Here is a 16,381-nt window from a genome sequence, read left to right as displayed (position 1 = left end):
GATGACTGATCCTTTAATTAAAACGCCTACCACTCATACTTCTATGAATGGCGCATCAACAAAAGACGCGCCGTTGTTATTAGACATCGAAAATCTGTCGGTCACTTTTGGTCAAGGAAAGCGTGCCTTTCGCGCTGTAGATGATGTATCTTTAAAAATCACACAAGGTGAAGTCATCGCTGTCGTGGGTGAATCCGGCTCAGGTAAGTCGGTCACGATGATGGCGCTGATGGGGCTACTGCCGCCGTCCGCGACCGTCCGTGCCAAGCGGGTGATGTTTGATAATAAAGACATGATCAGTATGCCTGCCAAAGAAAAACGCGGCATCATTGGCAAAGACATCTCCATGATCTTTCAAAACGCAATGTCTTGCCTCAATCCAAGCTTTACCGTTGAGATGCAGCTGGGTGAAGTACTGCGCAAGCATCTAGGCTTGCGAGGCTCGGCAGTACAGGCACGCATATTAGAGCTGTTAGAGTTGGTCGAAATGCCTGACGCCAAAAACCGACTCAAAGTCTACCCGCATCAACTCTCAGGCGGTATGAGCCAGCGCGTTATGATTGCGATGGCGCTTGCTTGCGAACCAAAACTGCTCATCGCCGATGAACCAACTACCGCACTTGATGTCACCGTACAAGCGCAGATTATGGATTTGCTCGGTCGATTGCAACGCGAAAAACAAATGGCGATGGTTTTGATTACTCATGACCTAGGCCTTGTCGCACAAAACTCACGTGATGTCGCGGTCATGTATGCTGGACAAGTGGTGGAAACCAGTACCGTGCCAGAGATTTTTCAACATCCTGCACACCCTTATACAGAGGCGCTATTACAAGCTATCCCTGAGCTGGCTATCGGACAAGATCGATTGAACAGCTTGCCCGGTGTCGTACCAAGCCAATATGATCGCCCAAGCGGTTGCTTATTGTCTCCTCGTTGCCCGTACAAAGAGCCAGCGTGTGACGTACCGCCGCCTATTTTGGATACACCAAATGGTAAGGTACGCTGTATTCATGCTGATCCCTCTTCTCGCACCCCTATCTCTCACGCTGCTATTTTGGAGTCACAAGTATGAGTAATAAAGTGGTTTTAAAAGCAGACAATCTACACAAGCATTACCCAGTATCACAAGGACTGGGTAAACCAAAAGCGTATGTCAAAGCCCTAAACGGTATCTCATTCGAGCTTGAAGCTGGCAAGACACTGGCAGTCGTTGGTGAATCCGGCTGCGGCAAATCCACCCTTGCCCGCCAGCTGACGCTGATCGAAGCGCCTACGCAAGGCGAGTTATTTATCAATGATGAAGGCACCACTGGCTATAGTAGAAAGGCGCTCAAAGACTTACGTACCGAAATTCAAATGGTCTTCCAAAACCCTTATGGTAGCTTGAATCCGCGTCATACTATCGCCTATCAACTGACGGAACCGTTGGATATTCATACCAATCTGTCTAAAGAAGAAAAGCGTGACAAAATCAACGAGATGATGAGAAATGTCGGCCTACGTCCTGAACATGCTGGGCGTTTTCCACATATGTTTTCGGGTGGTCAGCGCCAGCGGATTGCCCTTGCTCGCGCCATGATGCTCAATCCTAAAATCGTCGTCGCTGATGAACCCACATCTGCGCTCGATGTGTCCATTCAAGCGCAAGTCTTAAATCTATTTATGGACTTACAGGATGAGTATCGTACCGCTTACGTCTTTATCTCACACAACTTGTCAGTAGTACGCCATGTCGCTGACGATGTGATGGTGATGTATTTGGGTCAAGCGGTCGAGCACGGTCCTAAAGAAGCCATTTATAATGCGCCAAAACATCCGTATACCATCGCGTTACTGGCAGCTGCACCCACGGTAAATGGTCATAAAAACGATTTAACCCTACAAGGTGAGCTACCAAGTCCGCTCAATCCACCAAGTGGCTGTGCGCTACATAAACGCTGCCCATATGCTACCTCGCAATGTAGCGAAGTAGAGCCGCAACTGCGCGAATGGGATGGTCGATTGGTTGCTTGTTTACGCTTGGAAGAGATATATGGTTGAGGTGACTAACGGTTAAGCAATATCTGCCACACCGCGACACTTAGGAAACTGCGCGCACCCATAAAAGGACTGTCCTTGGCGTGCGCCTTTTTTTGCGATGCGTTCAACCATCTCGCCATTGCATCTTGGACAGGTTGGTATTTGGACGAGATTAGCGGCATTGTCTGCCGCCTTAAGTATCTCAGGTTTATTCACTTTTGGCTCAGATTCTACAACCTCAAACGGCGTCATAAACACTTTATTGGCCATATCATGCGACATACTGTTATGCGGCGTGATTGTCTGCTGAGTATTCAGACTGTCAATTGGTAACTCGCTAGGGTCAATTTTAGTCTGAACAGACCATTGATGCACTTCTCTACTTTCCAGTGTGGCTCTGTTAGGGGTTTCTCTTACTGTTGGTTCAAGTGTAGGGTTATCAGTATTCTTGCTTGGATTACTATGCTTATCTTTTAGGTAGGCTTTATGCTCTCTATTGGTACGCCAAGACTTACTAAATCTATTTCTATTAATCTGCTCAACGATAGATGCAACCTCATCTTCAGTGAGTATCTTATTTTGCTTTTTCTTTACATACGAGACCATACCACTCGTCAATACATGCTCGGGCAACTGGTCGCGGGTTTTTAGCTCGCACTCACCGATGAAAGCAATCATTGAATGGAAGTAGCTCAGCTCCAAGCCTAATAAATCTGCGAGCGTCTTAATGTGCAAGTAGTTTTGGCGCAATGGATTTTGGAATTTAAATTTACTTCCATTTTGGAAAACTTGTGTCCACTGTTTTTGGTTCTCGCTACCATATATCCAGCCTTTATAGTTTTTGGTTTCAATCACAAAGATGCCGTGTACGGAAACGATGACGTGATCGATTTGCGTACTACCACCATTTGCTCTTGGCAAAGTAATACCATTTAATCGGTGATAAACATCTTTTTCAAGCTTAAGCCACATGGCGACGTTGATGACAGTTTCACCTAGGAAACCTTTAAAGCTGGATTTTAGGGACATAATAGCGATCTTTAGAATGGTTATAGAATGTACTAAGCGTAATACCAAAACTCTTTAAATTTAATTAATCAGCACTTTCTTGCGATGCTTTAAAGGCTTGGCATAAGTAGAAGAACATGATTTGATATGTTTATAAAAACTCTTATAAACCTGATCATATTCTTCATCAATCTGTTTAAGTACATCTAAAGTACTATCGTTAGGATTAGTTTCATATTCATGCTGTGCATTTATCAGGTCTCCCCCTGCATTTAAAAACAACTCATATTTTTTCTCAAGCTCTGGAAAATATAAAGCTATTAATATTTCTATCTTGCCACCTTCTCTGTAAAATTCATCAACATCTATATCTTCATCACAGTTACTTGAAAAACTTTTAGATTGAACTTCCTGAATAATGGCTGCAAAATCAACCAGTCTAAAAACCACTTCCTCAAACTTTATTCTTAAAAAGGCTTCATACTCTTTTTTACGTTCAGATCTCTGAGTAATGAGAATACCGCATAGTCCAAATATTCCGATTATGCAGGCTGCTATCAAGCCCTCACTTAGTTCAATCTGTTTTAGCCATGTAATAGCATTTGCCAGTTCGATACTATCCATCTAATTTTTCCAGTTCTATAGTCATATAATTTATGTTTATATGAGAGCTGCACAAGAAGTAAAACTTAGCTTCGTGAGTAATCAGTCCATTCTAATTTACCACTAAATCATCATGTTGAGGCATAGAATTTAGTACTGATTGCAGCAGTTATTTTACCGATAGCCATATTGATGAAAGCAGACCAAAAGAAAAGCCAAAGATTAAGCCATAAAAAAAGCCACCAGATTTCTCTGATGGCTCTTTTTTTAAATACTCACTCAGTTAGGTGTATTACACCAAACTATTTACCGCTTCGACCACAGCATCAGTCGTGATACCAAACTCTTTATATAGATCGCTAGCAGGAGCAGATTCGCCATAAGTGGTCATACCGATGACTTTGCCATCTAGACCAACGAACTTATACCAGTAATCTACATGCGCGGCTTCTACTGCGACGCGAGCACGGATATTCGCTGGTAATACGGCTTCGCGATAGCTAGCATTTTGCTCTACGAAAATCTCTGCACATGGCATAGACACTACACGCACGCCAACACCATTTGCGCTAAGTGTCTCGTACGCTTCCATCGCTAGGCCAACTTCTGAACCGGTGGCGATGATGATGGCTTGTAGCTCGCCTTTCTCTTTAGCTAGCACATAACCGCCTTTGGTGATGTTCGCGACTTGCTCGCTATCACGTGCTTGATGTGGCAAGCTTTGACGGCTAAAGATCAATGCTGATGGGTTATTTTCTGATTTGATCGCTTCTACCCAAGCACTTGCAGATTCAGTCGCATCACACGGGCGCCATGTGCGTAAGTTTGGCGTAGTACGTAGGCTAGTCAATTGCTCAACTGGCTGATGCGTTGGGCCATCTTCACCCAGACCGATAGAATCATGCGTATAGACATGGATGACGCGCTGCTTCATCAGTGCGCCCATGCGTACCGCGTTACGTGCGTATTCCATAAACATGAGGAACGTCGCTACGTAAGGGATAAAGCCGCCGTGTAGTGCAATACCATTGGCAATCGCAGTCATACCGAACTCGCGTACGCCATAGTAGATGTAGTTGCCGTCAGCGTCTTTCTCAATGCCTTTCGCGCCTTTAAATAGCGTGAGGTTTGAGCCTGCAAGATCCGCTGAACCGCCCAATAGTTCTGGCAACAACGGCTGCAAGCTGTTGATAGCATTTTGGCTGGCTTTACGACTAGCGACATCACCGCCCGCTTCCTGCGTTTGCTGAATGTAGGCTTGCGCTTGGCTAGCAAAGTCAGCAGGCAGCTCGCCATTTAGACGGCGTGATAGTTCTGCAGCAAGCTCTGGGTAGGCTTTTTTATACGCTTCAAAATCCGCATCCCAGTTCTTTTGCTGTACGTCGCCTTTGGCTTTAGCATCCCATGCTTCATAGATTTCGTCATCTAATTCAAACGGCGCATGTTTCCAAGACAATGCATCACGCGTTAAGGCAATTTCATCATCACCAAGTGGTGCGCCATGACTGGCCGCTAGGCCTTGTTTGTTTGGGCTACCAGCACCGATTGTAGTTTTGCAGATGATTAAGCTTGGCTTAGCAGTCTCTGCAATGGCTTGCTCAGTTGCCTGCGTGATCGCATCGGTATCATGGCCATCGACTTTGATGACTTGCCAGCCGTACGACTCAAAGCGCGCTTCGGTATCATCAGTGAACCAACCTTCAACATTACCATCGATTGAGATGCCATTGTCATCATAAAAGAATACCAATTTGCCAAGACCTAACGTGCCAGCGAGCGAGCACACTTCATGACTGATACCTTCCATCAAGCAACCATCGCCTAAGAATGCATAGGTATGGTGATCAACGATATTATGACCGTCGCGGTTGAACTGTGCGGCTAAAGTTTTTTCTGCGATTGCAAAACCAACGGCATTAGCAATACCTTGTCCTAGTGGACCAGTAGTCGTTTCTACACCAGGCGTGTAACCAAGTTCAGGATGGCCTGGAGTTTTTGAATGCAGCTGACGGAAACCTTTTAGGTCATCAACGCTCACATCATAACCTGATAAATGTAGCAATGAATAAATAAGCATCGAGCCATGACCGTTTGACAGTACAAAGCGATCACGGTTGTGCCAATTAGGATCTGCTGGATTGTGCTTCAAAAATTTGCGCCACAAAACTTCGGCAATATCAGCCATACCCATTGGCGCACCCGGATGTCCAGAGTTGGCTTTTTGAACCGCGTCAAACGACAGTACACGGATGGCATTGGCTAGTTTACGTTCGTTAATTGGGGTGGGCATAGCGTGTCCTAATATTAAAGGAAAGTTTATTTGATTAAAAAAGGTTATTGAACTGAATTTGCTTAGATATCTAAATAGGTGGCTCATTATAAACTAAGTAGCAACAATTTTCCCTGTTACTCCTAGTCCACGACTTGATCGGGTCACATAATAAAAAATCAATTGGCCGTTAACGACCTCAATATGATGCTTCTCAAACTCTCGATAGCAGACATGTTGAAGCCATTTCTTCTCTAAATAATCTGCCACTTGCTGATAGCTTACGTTATTTGCAAATTTGCAGCGTAACGTAAGCATGCAATTCGTATCATCATGGCGTTCTTGATCAAGAAAATCGCAGCCAACATTATTTTCCATACAACAGAAAGATAGATTGGCATCTATTTCAAAGCCTAACAAATCGTCGCCTGTACTTTGACCATAGATGAGAAATTGTGAGTAATTTAGTTCATCAACTATAGACAAAGTATTCATGATGTCATGACTCTCAGATTTCAATGCGCTCAGCACTGCCCATAAACGGACGCAATACTTCTGGAATCGTAATGCTACCATCCGCATTTTGATGATTTTCCATCACGGCGAGCAGCGTACGACCAACTGCTAGACCTGAACCATTTAAAGTATGAGCCAAGCTAGTTTGCTTACCATCTTTGACACGCGTACCCATACGGCGCGCTTGGAAGTCACCACAGTTAGAGCAGCTAGAGATTTCACGATAGGTGTCTTGGCTTGGTAACCATACTTCGATGTCATAGGTTTTTTGTGCGGCAAAACCCATATCACCCGTACATAGTTGTACTGTACGGTATGGCAACTCAAGCTGCTGCAAGATATATTCGGCCTGCCCTGTCATCGCCTCTAGCAAATCATCAGATTGCTCTGCGGTGCCAACATTGACCATTTCCACTTTTTCAAACTGATGCTGACGAATCAAGCCGCGAGTATCACGCCCGTGCGAACCCGCTTCACTACGGAAACATGGCGTATGTGCGGTGAATTTTAGCGGTAGCTCTTTGATATCCAAACGCTCGCCGCGTACCAAGTTGGTCATTGGTACTTCAGCAGTTGGAATTAGATAAAAATCCATCTCATCATTATTCGTGTGATTGCTTAGCTTAAACAAATCCTCTTCAAACTTAGGCAGCTGACCCGTCCCTTTTAGGCTATCGCTATTGACGATATAAGGCACATAGGTCTCAAGATAGCCATATTTCATCGTATGCGTGTTCAACATAAATTGAATCAGTGCGCGGTGCAGCTGCGCCAATTGACCTTTTAGCACATTGAAGCGGCTACCCGTTAGTTTGGTTGCTGCTTCAAAATCCAGCATGCCAAGTGTCTCACCGATATGGGTGTGATCTTGAATCTCAAAATCAAACGTACGCGGCGTGCCCCACTTACGCACTTCTACGTTATCGTCTTCTGACGTACCGACTGGTACATCTGCCGCTGGTATATTCGGAATCTGTAGCGCCGCTTGAGTCAGTCGCTCTTGTAAGGTGCGTAGCTCGTCTTCAGCAGCTTTGATCTCACCGCTGACACTTTGCATCTCAGCCAATAGCTCACTGGCATCTTCGCCTGATTTTTTGAGAGCACCGACTTGCTTAGCCCCAGCGTTACGGCGCGATTGCAACTCTTCAGTTTTGACTTGTAGAGACTTGCGCTCGGATTCAATCGACTGCCAAAACTCCATATCAAGCGTATAGCCACGAGTGGCCAGTTGTTGCTGTAAATCGCTTAAATCGCCGCGTAAGAGTTTTGGATCTATCATAATAGTTGCCTGTAACACTAAGAGTGAATAAGAAGTTTAAACATTATTAGTATAATTATTGGTCAGCTTATACTTATTGCAAAGCTTGATAACTCAATAACTATCTTGCCATGCTGCCATATTTTTTATCAAACTATATGGGTGCCGCTATCATACCAAGACCCAGCAGATTTGACCATGCTTTGAGCTTTTTTGAGCGCTTTTAGCATGATTTTGGGCTACTACTTTCATTATCCATAGCCAGTTATACTTACCGGAAATGCATATCCTAAAGTTCAACTTACTTTAATAAGGCTCATCTACCTTTATTAAAGCCATTAATATCGCCGCTATCAGTGAACAGATCCGCTTATATGTTTCATTTAAGAGTACTTTTCGGTAAGATAAGCGCATACCTTTATTTACCTACAGCCAAGTAGTACATCACGACTTGGCTTTGGCGATGTAAACCCAACACTTTTAACACAAGCATCTGAGAAACCTTTATGGCCCTGTATCCTTACACGCTCCAACCTGTCGCCTTAAACCTGACTGAAGCTGAATTCCTTCAAGCCCAATATGAACTGTTTGCCAGTGCCAGCCCCTCTTTTGGTCTGTCGAGCTTTAAGACCAAAGAATGGATCATTATGGCTGTGGTTGTGGTACTCGCTATTGCAGGATTGATCTTTGTAACAGGCTACTCAACCATCATTTTTTGGTTAATGCTCGTTGGTGTGGTGATTTATCTTTTGGCGCGTACTTTAGGCTTTAGGTGGTATGTAAAAAGAGAGTTTGAAAAACAAATTGCTGATCAAGAGATGCCAGATGAAATGCGCCAAATGAAGCTTGGTGTACAAAAACATGGTCTGGTCATGGCAATGCCAAGCAACCAGCCTGAGATGATGAAAAACTCGCAAATGCGCGGTATGCAAATGCGTGCAGGTGCGACTCAGCAAGCCGTTATTCCGTGGACTGCTATCAAGAGCTGGGATGAGACTGACGACTATATCTTTATGATGTTTGAGATGAAAGGTCAACAAGGTAGCCAAATCCTTCCGAAACGTTTGCAAGCGCAAAAATTCCCTATCGATACGGTACGTCAACATTTACAAGAAGTGGTTCCGGTCAAAGGCTTAAATCCTGAAAAATTGCAGCCGCCAGCATAACGGTTATCAGCTCTCTCTATCGTTTAGAAAAGCGATAGAGAGACTCAATTATAGTTTTATAAAACCAATCGTAAAATTGCATTTATTATATTTAACTTATTAATGATAGTTTGCTATTATTATAAGCATCAAAGGAAGAGATAGAGCTTACATTGATAGATAGTAATAAAAGTTAAGATATTTTTATACTTCTACTCTTCTTTCTTTAGTTTCATATAACAACACTCACACTATAAGGACAATATTATGAGTAATACTAATAACGCTACTAACCAGATCGGTCTAGAAAAAGCTGACATGAGCGAAGTCATCGCTCAATTAAACAATCTGCTATCAACGTATCATGTGTTTTACTTAAACGTACGTGGCTATCATTGGAATGTAAAAGGCGAGCATTTCTTTACTTTGCATCCAAAGTTTGAGGAATTATACACAGCATTGCAGTTACAGATTGATGAGATCGCTGAGCGTATCTTGACTCTTGGTGGTACACCACTTCACGCTTATAGCGATTTTGTACAACACACGAGCATCAGCGAAGACAAAAACGTCAAAGATGGTACATCTTGTGTCAAAGGCGTAGTAACTGGTTTACAAGCCTTAATTGCCGAGCAGCGTCAAGTATCTTCATTAGCAGCAGAAAGCGATGATCAAGGTACCGCTGATCTGGTCGATGCATACGTACAAGAGCAAGAGAAACTGGTATGGATGTACAATGCCTTTTTGGGTTAATACTTTATTAAGCTGATTATATATCGCTTAAATTAAGCCAAATAACAGTAAAATTTAGAACCATAAAAAAGCACCCAATTGGGTGCTTTTTTATGCTCAGCAATCTGTAACAGATTGATTTACTGTTGAATCCATTGACGCATCTTTTCACGCTCAGCAGGCGTTGCTTGTAGCCAAATCTGCATAAATGAATCTAAGGTATTGGTAGAGGTATTCACACTCGTAGTTTGCTTGATATTGGTCGTACCAACATTAGCATTGTTTGGCATTACTGCTGGTTGATCTAACGCAGCAATCGCACGTTGATTTTGTAGCTCGGCATCGCCCGCCCCACCAAACACACCACCTAGCGCCTTACCAAGCCCTGAAAGTAGTCCACCTTGATTGCCAGCCATACCTTGTTGGCTTGCGATAACCGTGTTGTTCTGCTGAATAGCGAGTGTTGGCTGCTTAGCATAATCTTTAGCGGCTTCGTAATCTTCTGGCTGGTTCGGCATTGTCAAACGATACGTTTGGTTATCTGCCAATTCCGCCGTCACGCTGACGTTACCTGAACGCAGGTAATCATGCTCATCACGTAGCAAGTTATATAAGCGATCATACTTAGCAGTGATAGCGTGTTGACCTGGCTGGAGCGTGAACTTCTTAGTTAATGGCTGAAAAGCGCTCTGCTGAACTTCTTGTCCATTGATGGCAGTCACTTTGATATGGTCATCAACCAATAGCGTCACAGCGGCTTGTGACATCATAGAGACTGAGGTCGCACCCACAAACAACATACCAATAGTCAATTTTTTTAGCAAAGAAGCATTCGATTTCATAGGTTATTCCATTAATAGTCAAAGCAGGTTGGATAAAAAGTTCGTATTCTTACTGTTATTTGTATTTTTGCTGCTAAAAGTCTTACGATTAAAAGTTTTACGACTAAAAATCAAGTGGCATCGTATGTTGGTCTTGATCCGTCGTCTCATTGTCTACTTGCGTCTCTTGGGCTATATCAGCCAGCTCTGCTGCGAGTGTTTGCTCATCAATGGTACGTAATGCGTCACTGATCACCGCTTTTGATATATTGCTACGGCCAAGGTTAGAGAACATTGGCTGAATATAATTAAGCACTTCCATCATTGCACCGATACGATGTGGCCCTTCAGTCAATAAATGATTGATAATGCGATCATCAAATTGCCAGCCGCGCCGACGCAAAATGGACTGAAGCAATGCTTGACGGTCTGCTAATTCATGACCAGTAGGCACTTTAAAAGCTGGTGCTTGTGCCAAACGCGTTAATAAATCTCTGAGTTGAAACGGCAAGTCACCTGCTGGCTTATTGGCCGCAAATAAAAGCTGGCGCTGACCTTCGCGGCTACGGTTGATCAGATGAAATAGCGCTTCTTGCCACTGGCTACTTTGCTCAAGCACCTCTAAATCATCGATAGCAATCAGATCAAAGTTTTCTAAAGAAGATAGTACATGGACATCGGTATGGATCAATTCATTGAGTGACAAGCAAATTGCTGATTTGTCCATTTCAATAAATGACTCACAAATAGCGGAGAGCAAGTGAGACTTACCCGTCGCAGGGCTACCAAACAGGTATAACTGACCGATCAGGCCGACATGTAATTGCCGCACTGCATCAATAATAGACATCCAACCGGGACCGGCAAAGTCGCTGAGACTTGCATCATGCTTAATGTCCAGATTGAGACTTAGCTGTGCTTCTGCCATGAATCATCAACTCGTGTTGCGTAATGCAATATAAAAGTGCAGTAGAAAAAGGAATAAATTGCTATTCAGTACTATCCATACTACCTGATAAAAATGTGTGCAGTGGATATATAGCTTTTTTATGATGGATGAATTGCCTTAATCAGGCTAATCTTGATAAAAAATATAGCAACGGCTGATACGATCAACACTGCGACTATATATAACATATTTGCAAAATGACTGACAAGTCTTTTACCTACTAAGCCTTATCAATCATTTGCTTTGTGCTTCCCATTTGTACGCTATCCGCTCACTATATTCAATAATAGAATATTTACTTCTTCTCAAACAATAGCAGTTGTTTACGACCTTTATAAAAATCTGTCGTACGATAATACGCATATAGGTGGCGGAACAATACATTCAAGACAGCAGAGACCGGTAGCGCGATTAACATACCCACAAAACCTAATAGACTGGCGCCTGCCAATACCGCAAATATAACCCATAATGGTGATAAACCAATCTTATCACCTAATAGTAGCGGCTGCAGAATATAACCTTCTGCGGCTTGTCCGACTAAAAATGCCCCAACGACCAATAACAGATAGGTCCAATCCAACCCAAACTGAAACAAGCAGGCGATGATAGCAGCTACAAATCCAATACCAAAACCCAAGTAAGGCACAAAGCTAGCAATACCAGCCACCATACCGATGATAAGTCCAAGCTCTAGTCCAATAAGCTGCAGCTGTATTGCATAAATAGCACCCAGCAGCACCATCACTAACAACTGGCCTTTAATAAACGCCATTAAAGCCTGATCGCACTCTTTGGCGATGCCAATGACTTGTTTACAGTATGCTCCCGGTATCGCCATCTTCCACGTCTGTAAACGCTGATCCCAATTGAACAAAAAATAAAACGTTAAAATTGGCACCAACACGATCAGTCCTGCACTGTTAATAAAGTTCATACTTGAAGTCAGTACTTGACTCATCATGGTACTGGCATCAGCAAACTTATAATTTGTTTGCATATACTCGACCAGCGTCTCAGAAAAATCCTTAGACTCTAAGACAGGCAATTGAAAACGAGTATTGCTGTTGAACCACTCTCGTACTACTTGGTTATACCAGCCAGATATCTTAGGTAGATACTCCCAAGCGGCTTGTAGCTGATGCCACAATGTCGGTACCAACCACCAGAGCAATAGCGCCATCCCTACAGTGATGGTAGAGTAAACAATAATAATTGCGATCCAACGTCTGAGATGTTTTGACAATCGCTTTACCAAAGGATTGAACAAGTAAGCCAGCATAAAAGCAAATATAAACGGCACAATGACTGGTATCATCAGGTAGAGAAGGAACAGCGCCACAACCAAAGCGACGACGATAAATAAACGTCTGAAAAAAGGGTCGATTGGTTGGTTCATCATGATAAGTAATCCTATACGTGGGCTGATTTAAGATAGTGACAAAAATTGCGGTACTTGAGCCGTCAGGAGTCGTAAATTTAGCGTTTTATTATCGCAGAGTACAACAAAAAATCAGTCATTTTTTGTTTCTTAACCGCTTATTTACCACTTAATGCAAATCTTAGCCAAATATTGGCAAGTTGCTTTGCGAGTACGGTCTGTTTTTGGGTATAATGCGCGCATTATATTTAAACTTTGCCTTTAAACTTTATCTCGCTGATTTTAGCGCGATTGACTCCCTTACTTTTTAATTCCAATTATCTATCCCCAACTGTGAGATGACTATGAGTGACAAGCCTTCTTTAAGCTACAAAGACGCCGGCGTTGATATCGATGCAGGCGATGCTTTGGTTCAGCGAATCAAGTCCGTTGCAAAAGCCACTACTCGTCCTGAAGTCGTGGGTGGACTTGGCGGTTTTGGTGCGTTATGCCGTATCCCAACAGGTTACACTTCTCCGTTATTGGTGTCTGGTACTGATGGTGTGGGCACCAAACTAAAATTGGCATTGCAGCTCAATCGTCACGATACCATCGGTATTGATTTGGTCGCGATGTGTGTCAACGATTTGTTGGTTTGCGGTGCAGAGCCACTATTTTTCTTAGATTATTACGCAACAGGCAAGCTGGATGTTGATGTAGCTGCGACTGTGGTCACTGGTATTGGCGATGGTTGTAAACTTGCTAACTGTGCGCTTATCGGCGGTGAAACTGCTGAAATGCCAGGTATGTATCAAGACGACGATTATGACCTCGCTGGATTCTGCGTGGGCGTAGTTGAAGAAGCCGAAGTTGTCACCGGTGAAAATGTCGCAGAAGGTGATGTATTGATTGCACTTGCCTCAAGTGGGGCACACTCAAACGGCTACTCACTAGTACGAAAAGTTATTGAAGTCAGCGGTATTGACGTGACCAACAGCGATGAGCAACTAGATGGTCAGCCTATTCAAGACGCTCTTATGGCGCCTACTCGCATCTATGTAAAAGCCATCAAGGCGCTACAGGACACCCTTGGTAGTTCAGCATTCCATGCGATGTCACATATCACAGGTGGCGGCTTAACAGATAACTTACCACGCGTATTGCCTGATGACCTAGCGGCCAGCATTGATACAAACAGCTGGCAGTTCTCAGAGCTATTCACTTGGCTACAGACCCAAGGCAATATCGCACAAAGTGAGATGTACCGCACATTCAACTGCGGTGTTGGTTTTGTCATTGTCGTTCCTAAAGACAAAGCGGAAGCAACCATCAAGACACTAAATGACGCTGGTGAGAACGCTTGGCAACTGGGTGAAATGGTCAAACGTGAAGCCGATGCCGTGGTATACCGTTAATGTCAATTGATCAGACAAGCCAACCTATCAAGCCATTACGTATTGCCGTTTTGGTCTCAGGAAGTGGTAGCAACCTGCAAGTGCTCATAGATGCCATGCAAGCAGGTGCGCTACCGATTGAAATCGTTGGTGTCATTAGTAACCGTGAAGATGCTTATGCGTTGACACGTGCTAAAGATGCCAATATTCCAGTTGCTGTCTTGTCGCACGTTGCGAGTGGCAAACGCATGGGTATTAAGACCTTTGAGGCTCATGCAAACGAGCAGCTCATTGCATGGCAACCTGATCTGATCGTTTTGGCTGGTTTCATGCGTGTATTGAGTGGCTCATTTATCGATAATGCGCCTGCACCGATGATTAACTTGCACCCTTCTCTATTGCCAGTTTATAAAGGGCTAGATACGCATCAGCGAGTATTGCAAGCAGGTGATCGCTATCATGGCTGCAGCATTCATAAGGTGACAGCGGAGCTAGATGCAGGTCAGGTATTGACTCAGGCCGTACTAAGTGTCGATATCAACGATACAGCAGAGAGCTTACAGTCACGAGTACAGAAGCTTGAGCACAAGCTTTTACCGTGGACGATACTGCTGCTAGCAAAAAACGTCTTGTCACTTGAGGTAGATAGCACCTCCTCACAGGCTACAAACTACTTACCAACCCTACCTTTGCAGTTATTTATTACTTCATAAAATATAAGTAATGCATAACATATAGACAGATAAAACCTTTGGTTGTTTAAGCCATTTTTTACGGTATAAAACAACAAAAAGCCCAGTTACTCGCAATGAGTAGCTGGGCTTTTCTTATTCAATGACCACCTATAAAAGAGTATAAATGGTCATTCATGATAAATTTCTATCTTCTTAAAATACATGTACTGCTTTAATGTTTACAAACTCTTTGATACCAAATCCACCATGCTCACGACCATAGCCTGAGTTCTTCACACCACCAAATGGCAATGCAGGATTGGCAAGACCGTAACCATTGATATACACCATACCAGTATCGAATTGTTCACTGGCTAGGCGAATCGCTTTTTCTTCATCTTTTGAGAAGATAGCGCCACCTAGGCCGTAACGACTGTCATTTGCAATGCGCATCGCATCGTCTTGGTCTTTCGCACGAATGAGCGAGGCTACTGGACCAAACAGCTCGTCGTCATAAGCAGGCTGACCTTTCTCAACGTTTTCTAAAATAGTCGCTGGATAATAACTGCTTTTACCTTCTGGTAGTTGACCACCAACGGCTATCGTCGCGCCTTTTTTCAAGCTGTCTTCTACTTGCTCATGCAGTTTTTCTTGCAAATCTTTGCGCGCTAATGGACCGATGTCTGAGCTGTCATCCATTGGATCGCCAGATTTTGTACCTTCAAACTTCTCTACGATACGCTTACGGAACTCATCATAGACGCTATCAACGACAATGAAGCGTTTCGCTGCTACACAAGTCTCACCGTTATTGATTAAACGGGCTTGGGTACAGGTCTCTACGGCGGTTTCGATATCGGCGTCTTCTAGTACGATAAAGGCGTCATTTGAACCAAGCTCTAATACTGACTTTTTGATTGCTTTGGCCGCTTGTTGACCAACAATACGACCAGCATCATCGCTACCTGTGAGCGTTACACCGCGTACTTTGTCATTTTCGATCAATTTTTCTGATTGATCATGATCAATCAAAATCGTACGGAATAAATCATTTGGCAATTCAGACTCATGGAATATTTTTTCAATCAATAATCCAGAACCTGTGACGTTCGCTGCATGTTTAAGTAAAACGCTGTTACCTGCCATCAAATTAGCAATGGCATAACGGAATACTTGATACGCTGGGAAGTTCCAAGGTTGCATACCATAGATGACGCCGATTGGCTGATAAGTCACGATACCTTTTTTCATGTTTTCGATATCTCGCTCATCATCCGCAAGCGCAGCGACACCATTTTCAGACGTGTAGTCACAAATTGCTTTACAGAGATCGACTTCTTGCTGACTTTGACCATATAGCTTACCGCGCTCTTCGGTCATAAGCTTAGATAGCTCTTCCTTATAATCCATCAGCTTGTCACCGATAGATTTGATAACACGTCCGCGTTCTTCATGGCTCACAGTACGCCATTCTAAAAATGCATTGTGTGACGCATCAACAATCTTGTTAACTTCGTCGTTGCTCATGTAATCATAATTTTTAATGTCTTCGCCCGTTGCTGGGTTAACAGTAGTAATATCTGACATGTGGATGTCCTTATTATTTAATTTTATGTATTTAGTATTATTG

The 16,381-nt window shown here is 43.5% G+C and carries 15 protein-coding genes; 6 read left to right on the top strand and 9 right to left on the bottom strand.

Annotated elements, in window-relative coordinates:
- Position 1 precedes the first annotated feature (1 nt).
- Entirely contained in the window at positions 2-1,075 is a 1,074-nt protein-coding gene (locus tag QO189_RS06170) for an ABC transporter ATP-binding protein (protein ID WP_371531986.1), read from the top strand.
- Entirely contained in the window at positions 1,072-2,043 is a 972-nt protein-coding gene (locus QO189_RS06165) for a peptide ABC transporter ATP-binding protein (RefSeq protein WP_371531985.1), read from the top strand. The genes QO189_RS06170 and QO189_RS06165 overlap by 4 nt, the downstream gene beginning before the upstream one ends.
- A gap of 12 nt (positions 2,044-2,055) precedes the next feature.
- Here QO189_RS06165 and QO189_RS06160 read toward each other — a convergent pair whose 3' ends face one another.
- The 5 genes from QO189_RS06160 to serS all read right to left on the bottom strand — a co-directional run bounded on the left by QO189_RS06160 (position 2,056) and on the right by serS (position 7,697).
- A complete protein-coding gene (locus QO189_RS06160; RefSeq protein ID WP_371531984.1) occupies positions 2,056-3,051 on the bottom strand; it encodes an NERD domain-containing protein in 996 nt (331 codons plus the stop codon).
- A gap of 60 nt (positions 3,052-3,111) precedes the next feature.
- Positions 3,112-3,654, bottom strand: a complete 543-nt coding sequence (locus QO189_RS06155; RefSeq protein ID WP_371531983.1) for a hypothetical protein — start codon at positions 3,652-3,654, stop codon at positions 3,112-3,114.
- A gap of 271 nt (positions 3,655-3,925) precedes the next feature.
- Complete coding sequence (gene tkt, locus QO189_RS06150) at positions 3,926-5,923, bottom strand: transketolase (RefSeq protein WP_371531982.1); 1,998 nt, start codon at positions 5,921-5,923, stop codon at positions 3,926-3,928.
- Positions 5,924-6,016: 93 nt separating this feature from the next.
- Positions 6,017-6,397, bottom strand: coding sequence for a hypothetical protein (locus tag QO189_RS06145; protein WP_371531981.1), 381 nt, complete (start codon positions 6,395-6,397; stop codon positions 6,017-6,019).
- Between the two features lie 13 nt (positions 6,398-6,410).
- Positions 6,411-7,697 carry a serine--tRNA ligase gene (gene serS, locus QO189_RS06140; RefSeq protein WP_371531980.1) on the bottom strand — a complete coding sequence of 429 codons (1,287 nt, stop codon included), beginning with the start codon at positions 7,695-7,697 and terminating at the stop codon, positions 6,411-6,413.
- A 485-nt stretch (positions 7,698-8,182) separates the two neighbouring features.
- On the opposite strand from serS, the gene QO189_RS06135 reads away from it, so the two are divergent.
- Entirely contained in the window at positions 8,183-8,842 is a 660-nt protein-coding gene (locus QO189_RS06135) for a YcxB family protein (RefSeq protein ID WP_371531979.1), read from the top strand.
- A 246-nt stretch (positions 8,843-9,088) separates the two neighbouring features.
- Entirely contained in the window at positions 9,089-9,574 is a 486-nt protein-coding gene (locus QO189_RS06130) for a Dps family protein (protein WP_201599508.1), read from the top strand.
- 119 nt (positions 9,575-9,693) lie between these two features.
- On the opposite strand, the gene QO189_RS06125 is transcribed toward QO189_RS06130, so the two are convergent.
- The 3 genes from QO189_RS06125 to QO189_RS06115 form a co-directional block, all read right to left on the bottom strand.
- Positions 9,694-10,395: a DUF2057 family protein gene (locus tag QO189_RS06125; protein ID WP_371531978.1), complete on the bottom strand. Its 702-nt coding sequence runs from the start codon at positions 10,393-10,395 to the stop codon at positions 9,694-9,696.
- Positions 10,396-10,498: 103 nt separating this feature from the next.
- The gene (gene hda, locus QO189_RS06120) at positions 10,499-11,302 is read right to left on the bottom strand and encodes a DnaA regulatory inactivator Hda (protein WP_371531977.1); all 804 of its coding nucleotides are present in this window, start codon (positions 11,300-11,302) and stop codon (positions 10,499-10,501) included.
- A 316-nt stretch (positions 11,303-11,618) separates the two neighbouring features.
- Positions 11,619-12,725, bottom strand: coding sequence for an AI-2E family transporter (locus QO189_RS06115; protein WP_201599510.1), 1,107 nt, complete (start codon positions 12,723-12,725; stop codon positions 11,619-11,621).
- Positions 12,726-13,048: 323 nt separating this feature from the next.
- Between QO189_RS06115 and purM the strand changes: the two genes are divergently transcribed.
- Both purM and purN read left to right on the top strand, forming a co-directional pair.
- Complete coding sequence (purM, locus tag QO189_RS06110; protein ID WP_371531976.1) at positions 13,049-14,098, top strand: phosphoribosylformylglycinamidine cyclo-ligase; 1,050 nt, start codon at positions 13,049-13,051, stop codon at positions 14,096-14,098.
- Entirely contained in the window at positions 14,098-14,790 is a 693-nt protein-coding gene (gene purN, locus QO189_RS06105; protein WP_371531975.1) for a phosphoribosylglycinamide formyltransferase, read from the top strand. Before purM ends, purN begins: the two co-directional genes overlap by 1 nt.
- Before the next feature lie 174 nt (positions 14,791-14,964).
- Here purN and QO189_RS06100 read toward each other — a convergent pair whose 3' ends face one another.
- Positions 14,965-16,338 carry an NAD-dependent succinate-semialdehyde dehydrogenase gene (locus tag QO189_RS06100; RefSeq protein ID WP_371531974.1) on the bottom strand — a complete coding sequence of 458 codons (1,374 nt, stop codon included), beginning with the start codon at positions 16,336-16,338 and terminating at the stop codon, positions 14,965-14,967.
- Positions 16,339-16,381 lie beyond the last annotated feature (43 nt).

Source organism: Psychrobacter sp. Arc29, assembly GCF_041431175.1.
Classification (GTDB): domain Bacteria; phylum Pseudomonadota; class Gammaproteobacteria; order Pseudomonadales; family Moraxellaceae; genus Psychrobacter.
Note: the sequence above shows the minus strand (reverse complement) of the source record. Positions and strands in the feature narration are given on the sequence as shown.

What these genes read in the sequence shown, in the direction of transcription:
- QO189_RS06170 (WP_371531986.1), top strand. Translation starts at nt 2, where the DNA reads ATGACTGATCCTTTAATTAAAACGCCTACCACTCATACTTCTATGAAT.
- QO189_RS06165 (WP_371531985.1), top strand. Translation starts at nt 1,072, where the DNA reads ATGAGTAATAAAGTGGTTTTAAAAGCAGACAATCTACACAAGCATTAC.
- QO189_RS06160 (WP_371531984.1), bottom strand. Translation starts at nt 3,051, where the DNA reads ATGTCCCTAAAATCCAGCTTTAAAGGTTTCCTAGGTGAAACTGTCATC.
- QO189_RS06155 (WP_371531983.1), bottom strand. Translation starts at nt 3,654, where the DNA reads ATGGATAGTATCGAACTGGCAAATGCTATTACATGGCTAAAACAGATT.
- tkt (WP_371531982.1), bottom strand. Translation starts at nt 5,923, where the DNA reads ATGCCCACCCCAATTAACGAACGTAAACTAGCCAATGCCATCCGTGTA.
- QO189_RS06145 (WP_371531981.1), bottom strand. Translation starts at nt 6,397, where the DNA reads ATGAATACTTTGTCTATAGTTGATGAACTAAATTACTCACAATTTCTC.
- serS (WP_371531980.1), bottom strand. Translation starts at nt 7,697, where the DNA reads ATGATAGATCCAAAACTCTTACGCGGCGATTTAAGCGATTTACAGCAA.
- QO189_RS06135 (WP_371531979.1), top strand. Translation starts at nt 8,183, where the DNA reads ATGGCCCTGTATCCTTACACGCTCCAACCTGTCGCCTTAAACCTGACT.
- QO189_RS06130 (WP_201599508.1), top strand. Translation starts at nt 9,089, where the DNA reads ATGAGTAATACTAATAACGCTACTAACCAGATCGGTCTAGAAAAAGCT.
- QO189_RS06125 (WP_371531978.1), bottom strand. Translation starts at nt 10,395, where the DNA reads ATGAAATCGAATGCTTCTTTGCTAAAAAAATTGACTATTGGTATGTTG.
- hda (WP_371531977.1), bottom strand. Translation starts at nt 11,302, where the DNA reads ATGGCAGAAGCACAGCTAAGTCTCAATCTGGACATTAAGCATGATGCA.
- QO189_RS06115 (WP_201599510.1), bottom strand. Translation starts at nt 12,725, where the DNA reads ATGATGAACCAACCAATCGACCCTTTTTTCAGACGTTTATTTATCGTC.
- purM (WP_371531976.1), top strand. Translation starts at nt 13,049, where the DNA reads ATGAGTGACAAGCCTTCTTTAAGCTACAAAGACGCCGGCGTTGATATC.
- purN (WP_371531975.1), top strand. Translation starts at nt 14,098, where the DNA reads ATGTCAATTGATCAGACAAGCCAACCTATCAAGCCATTACGTATTGCC.
- QO189_RS06100 (WP_371531974.1), bottom strand. Translation starts at nt 16,338, where the DNA reads ATGTCAGATATTACTACTGTTAACCCAGCAACGGGCGAAGACATTAAA.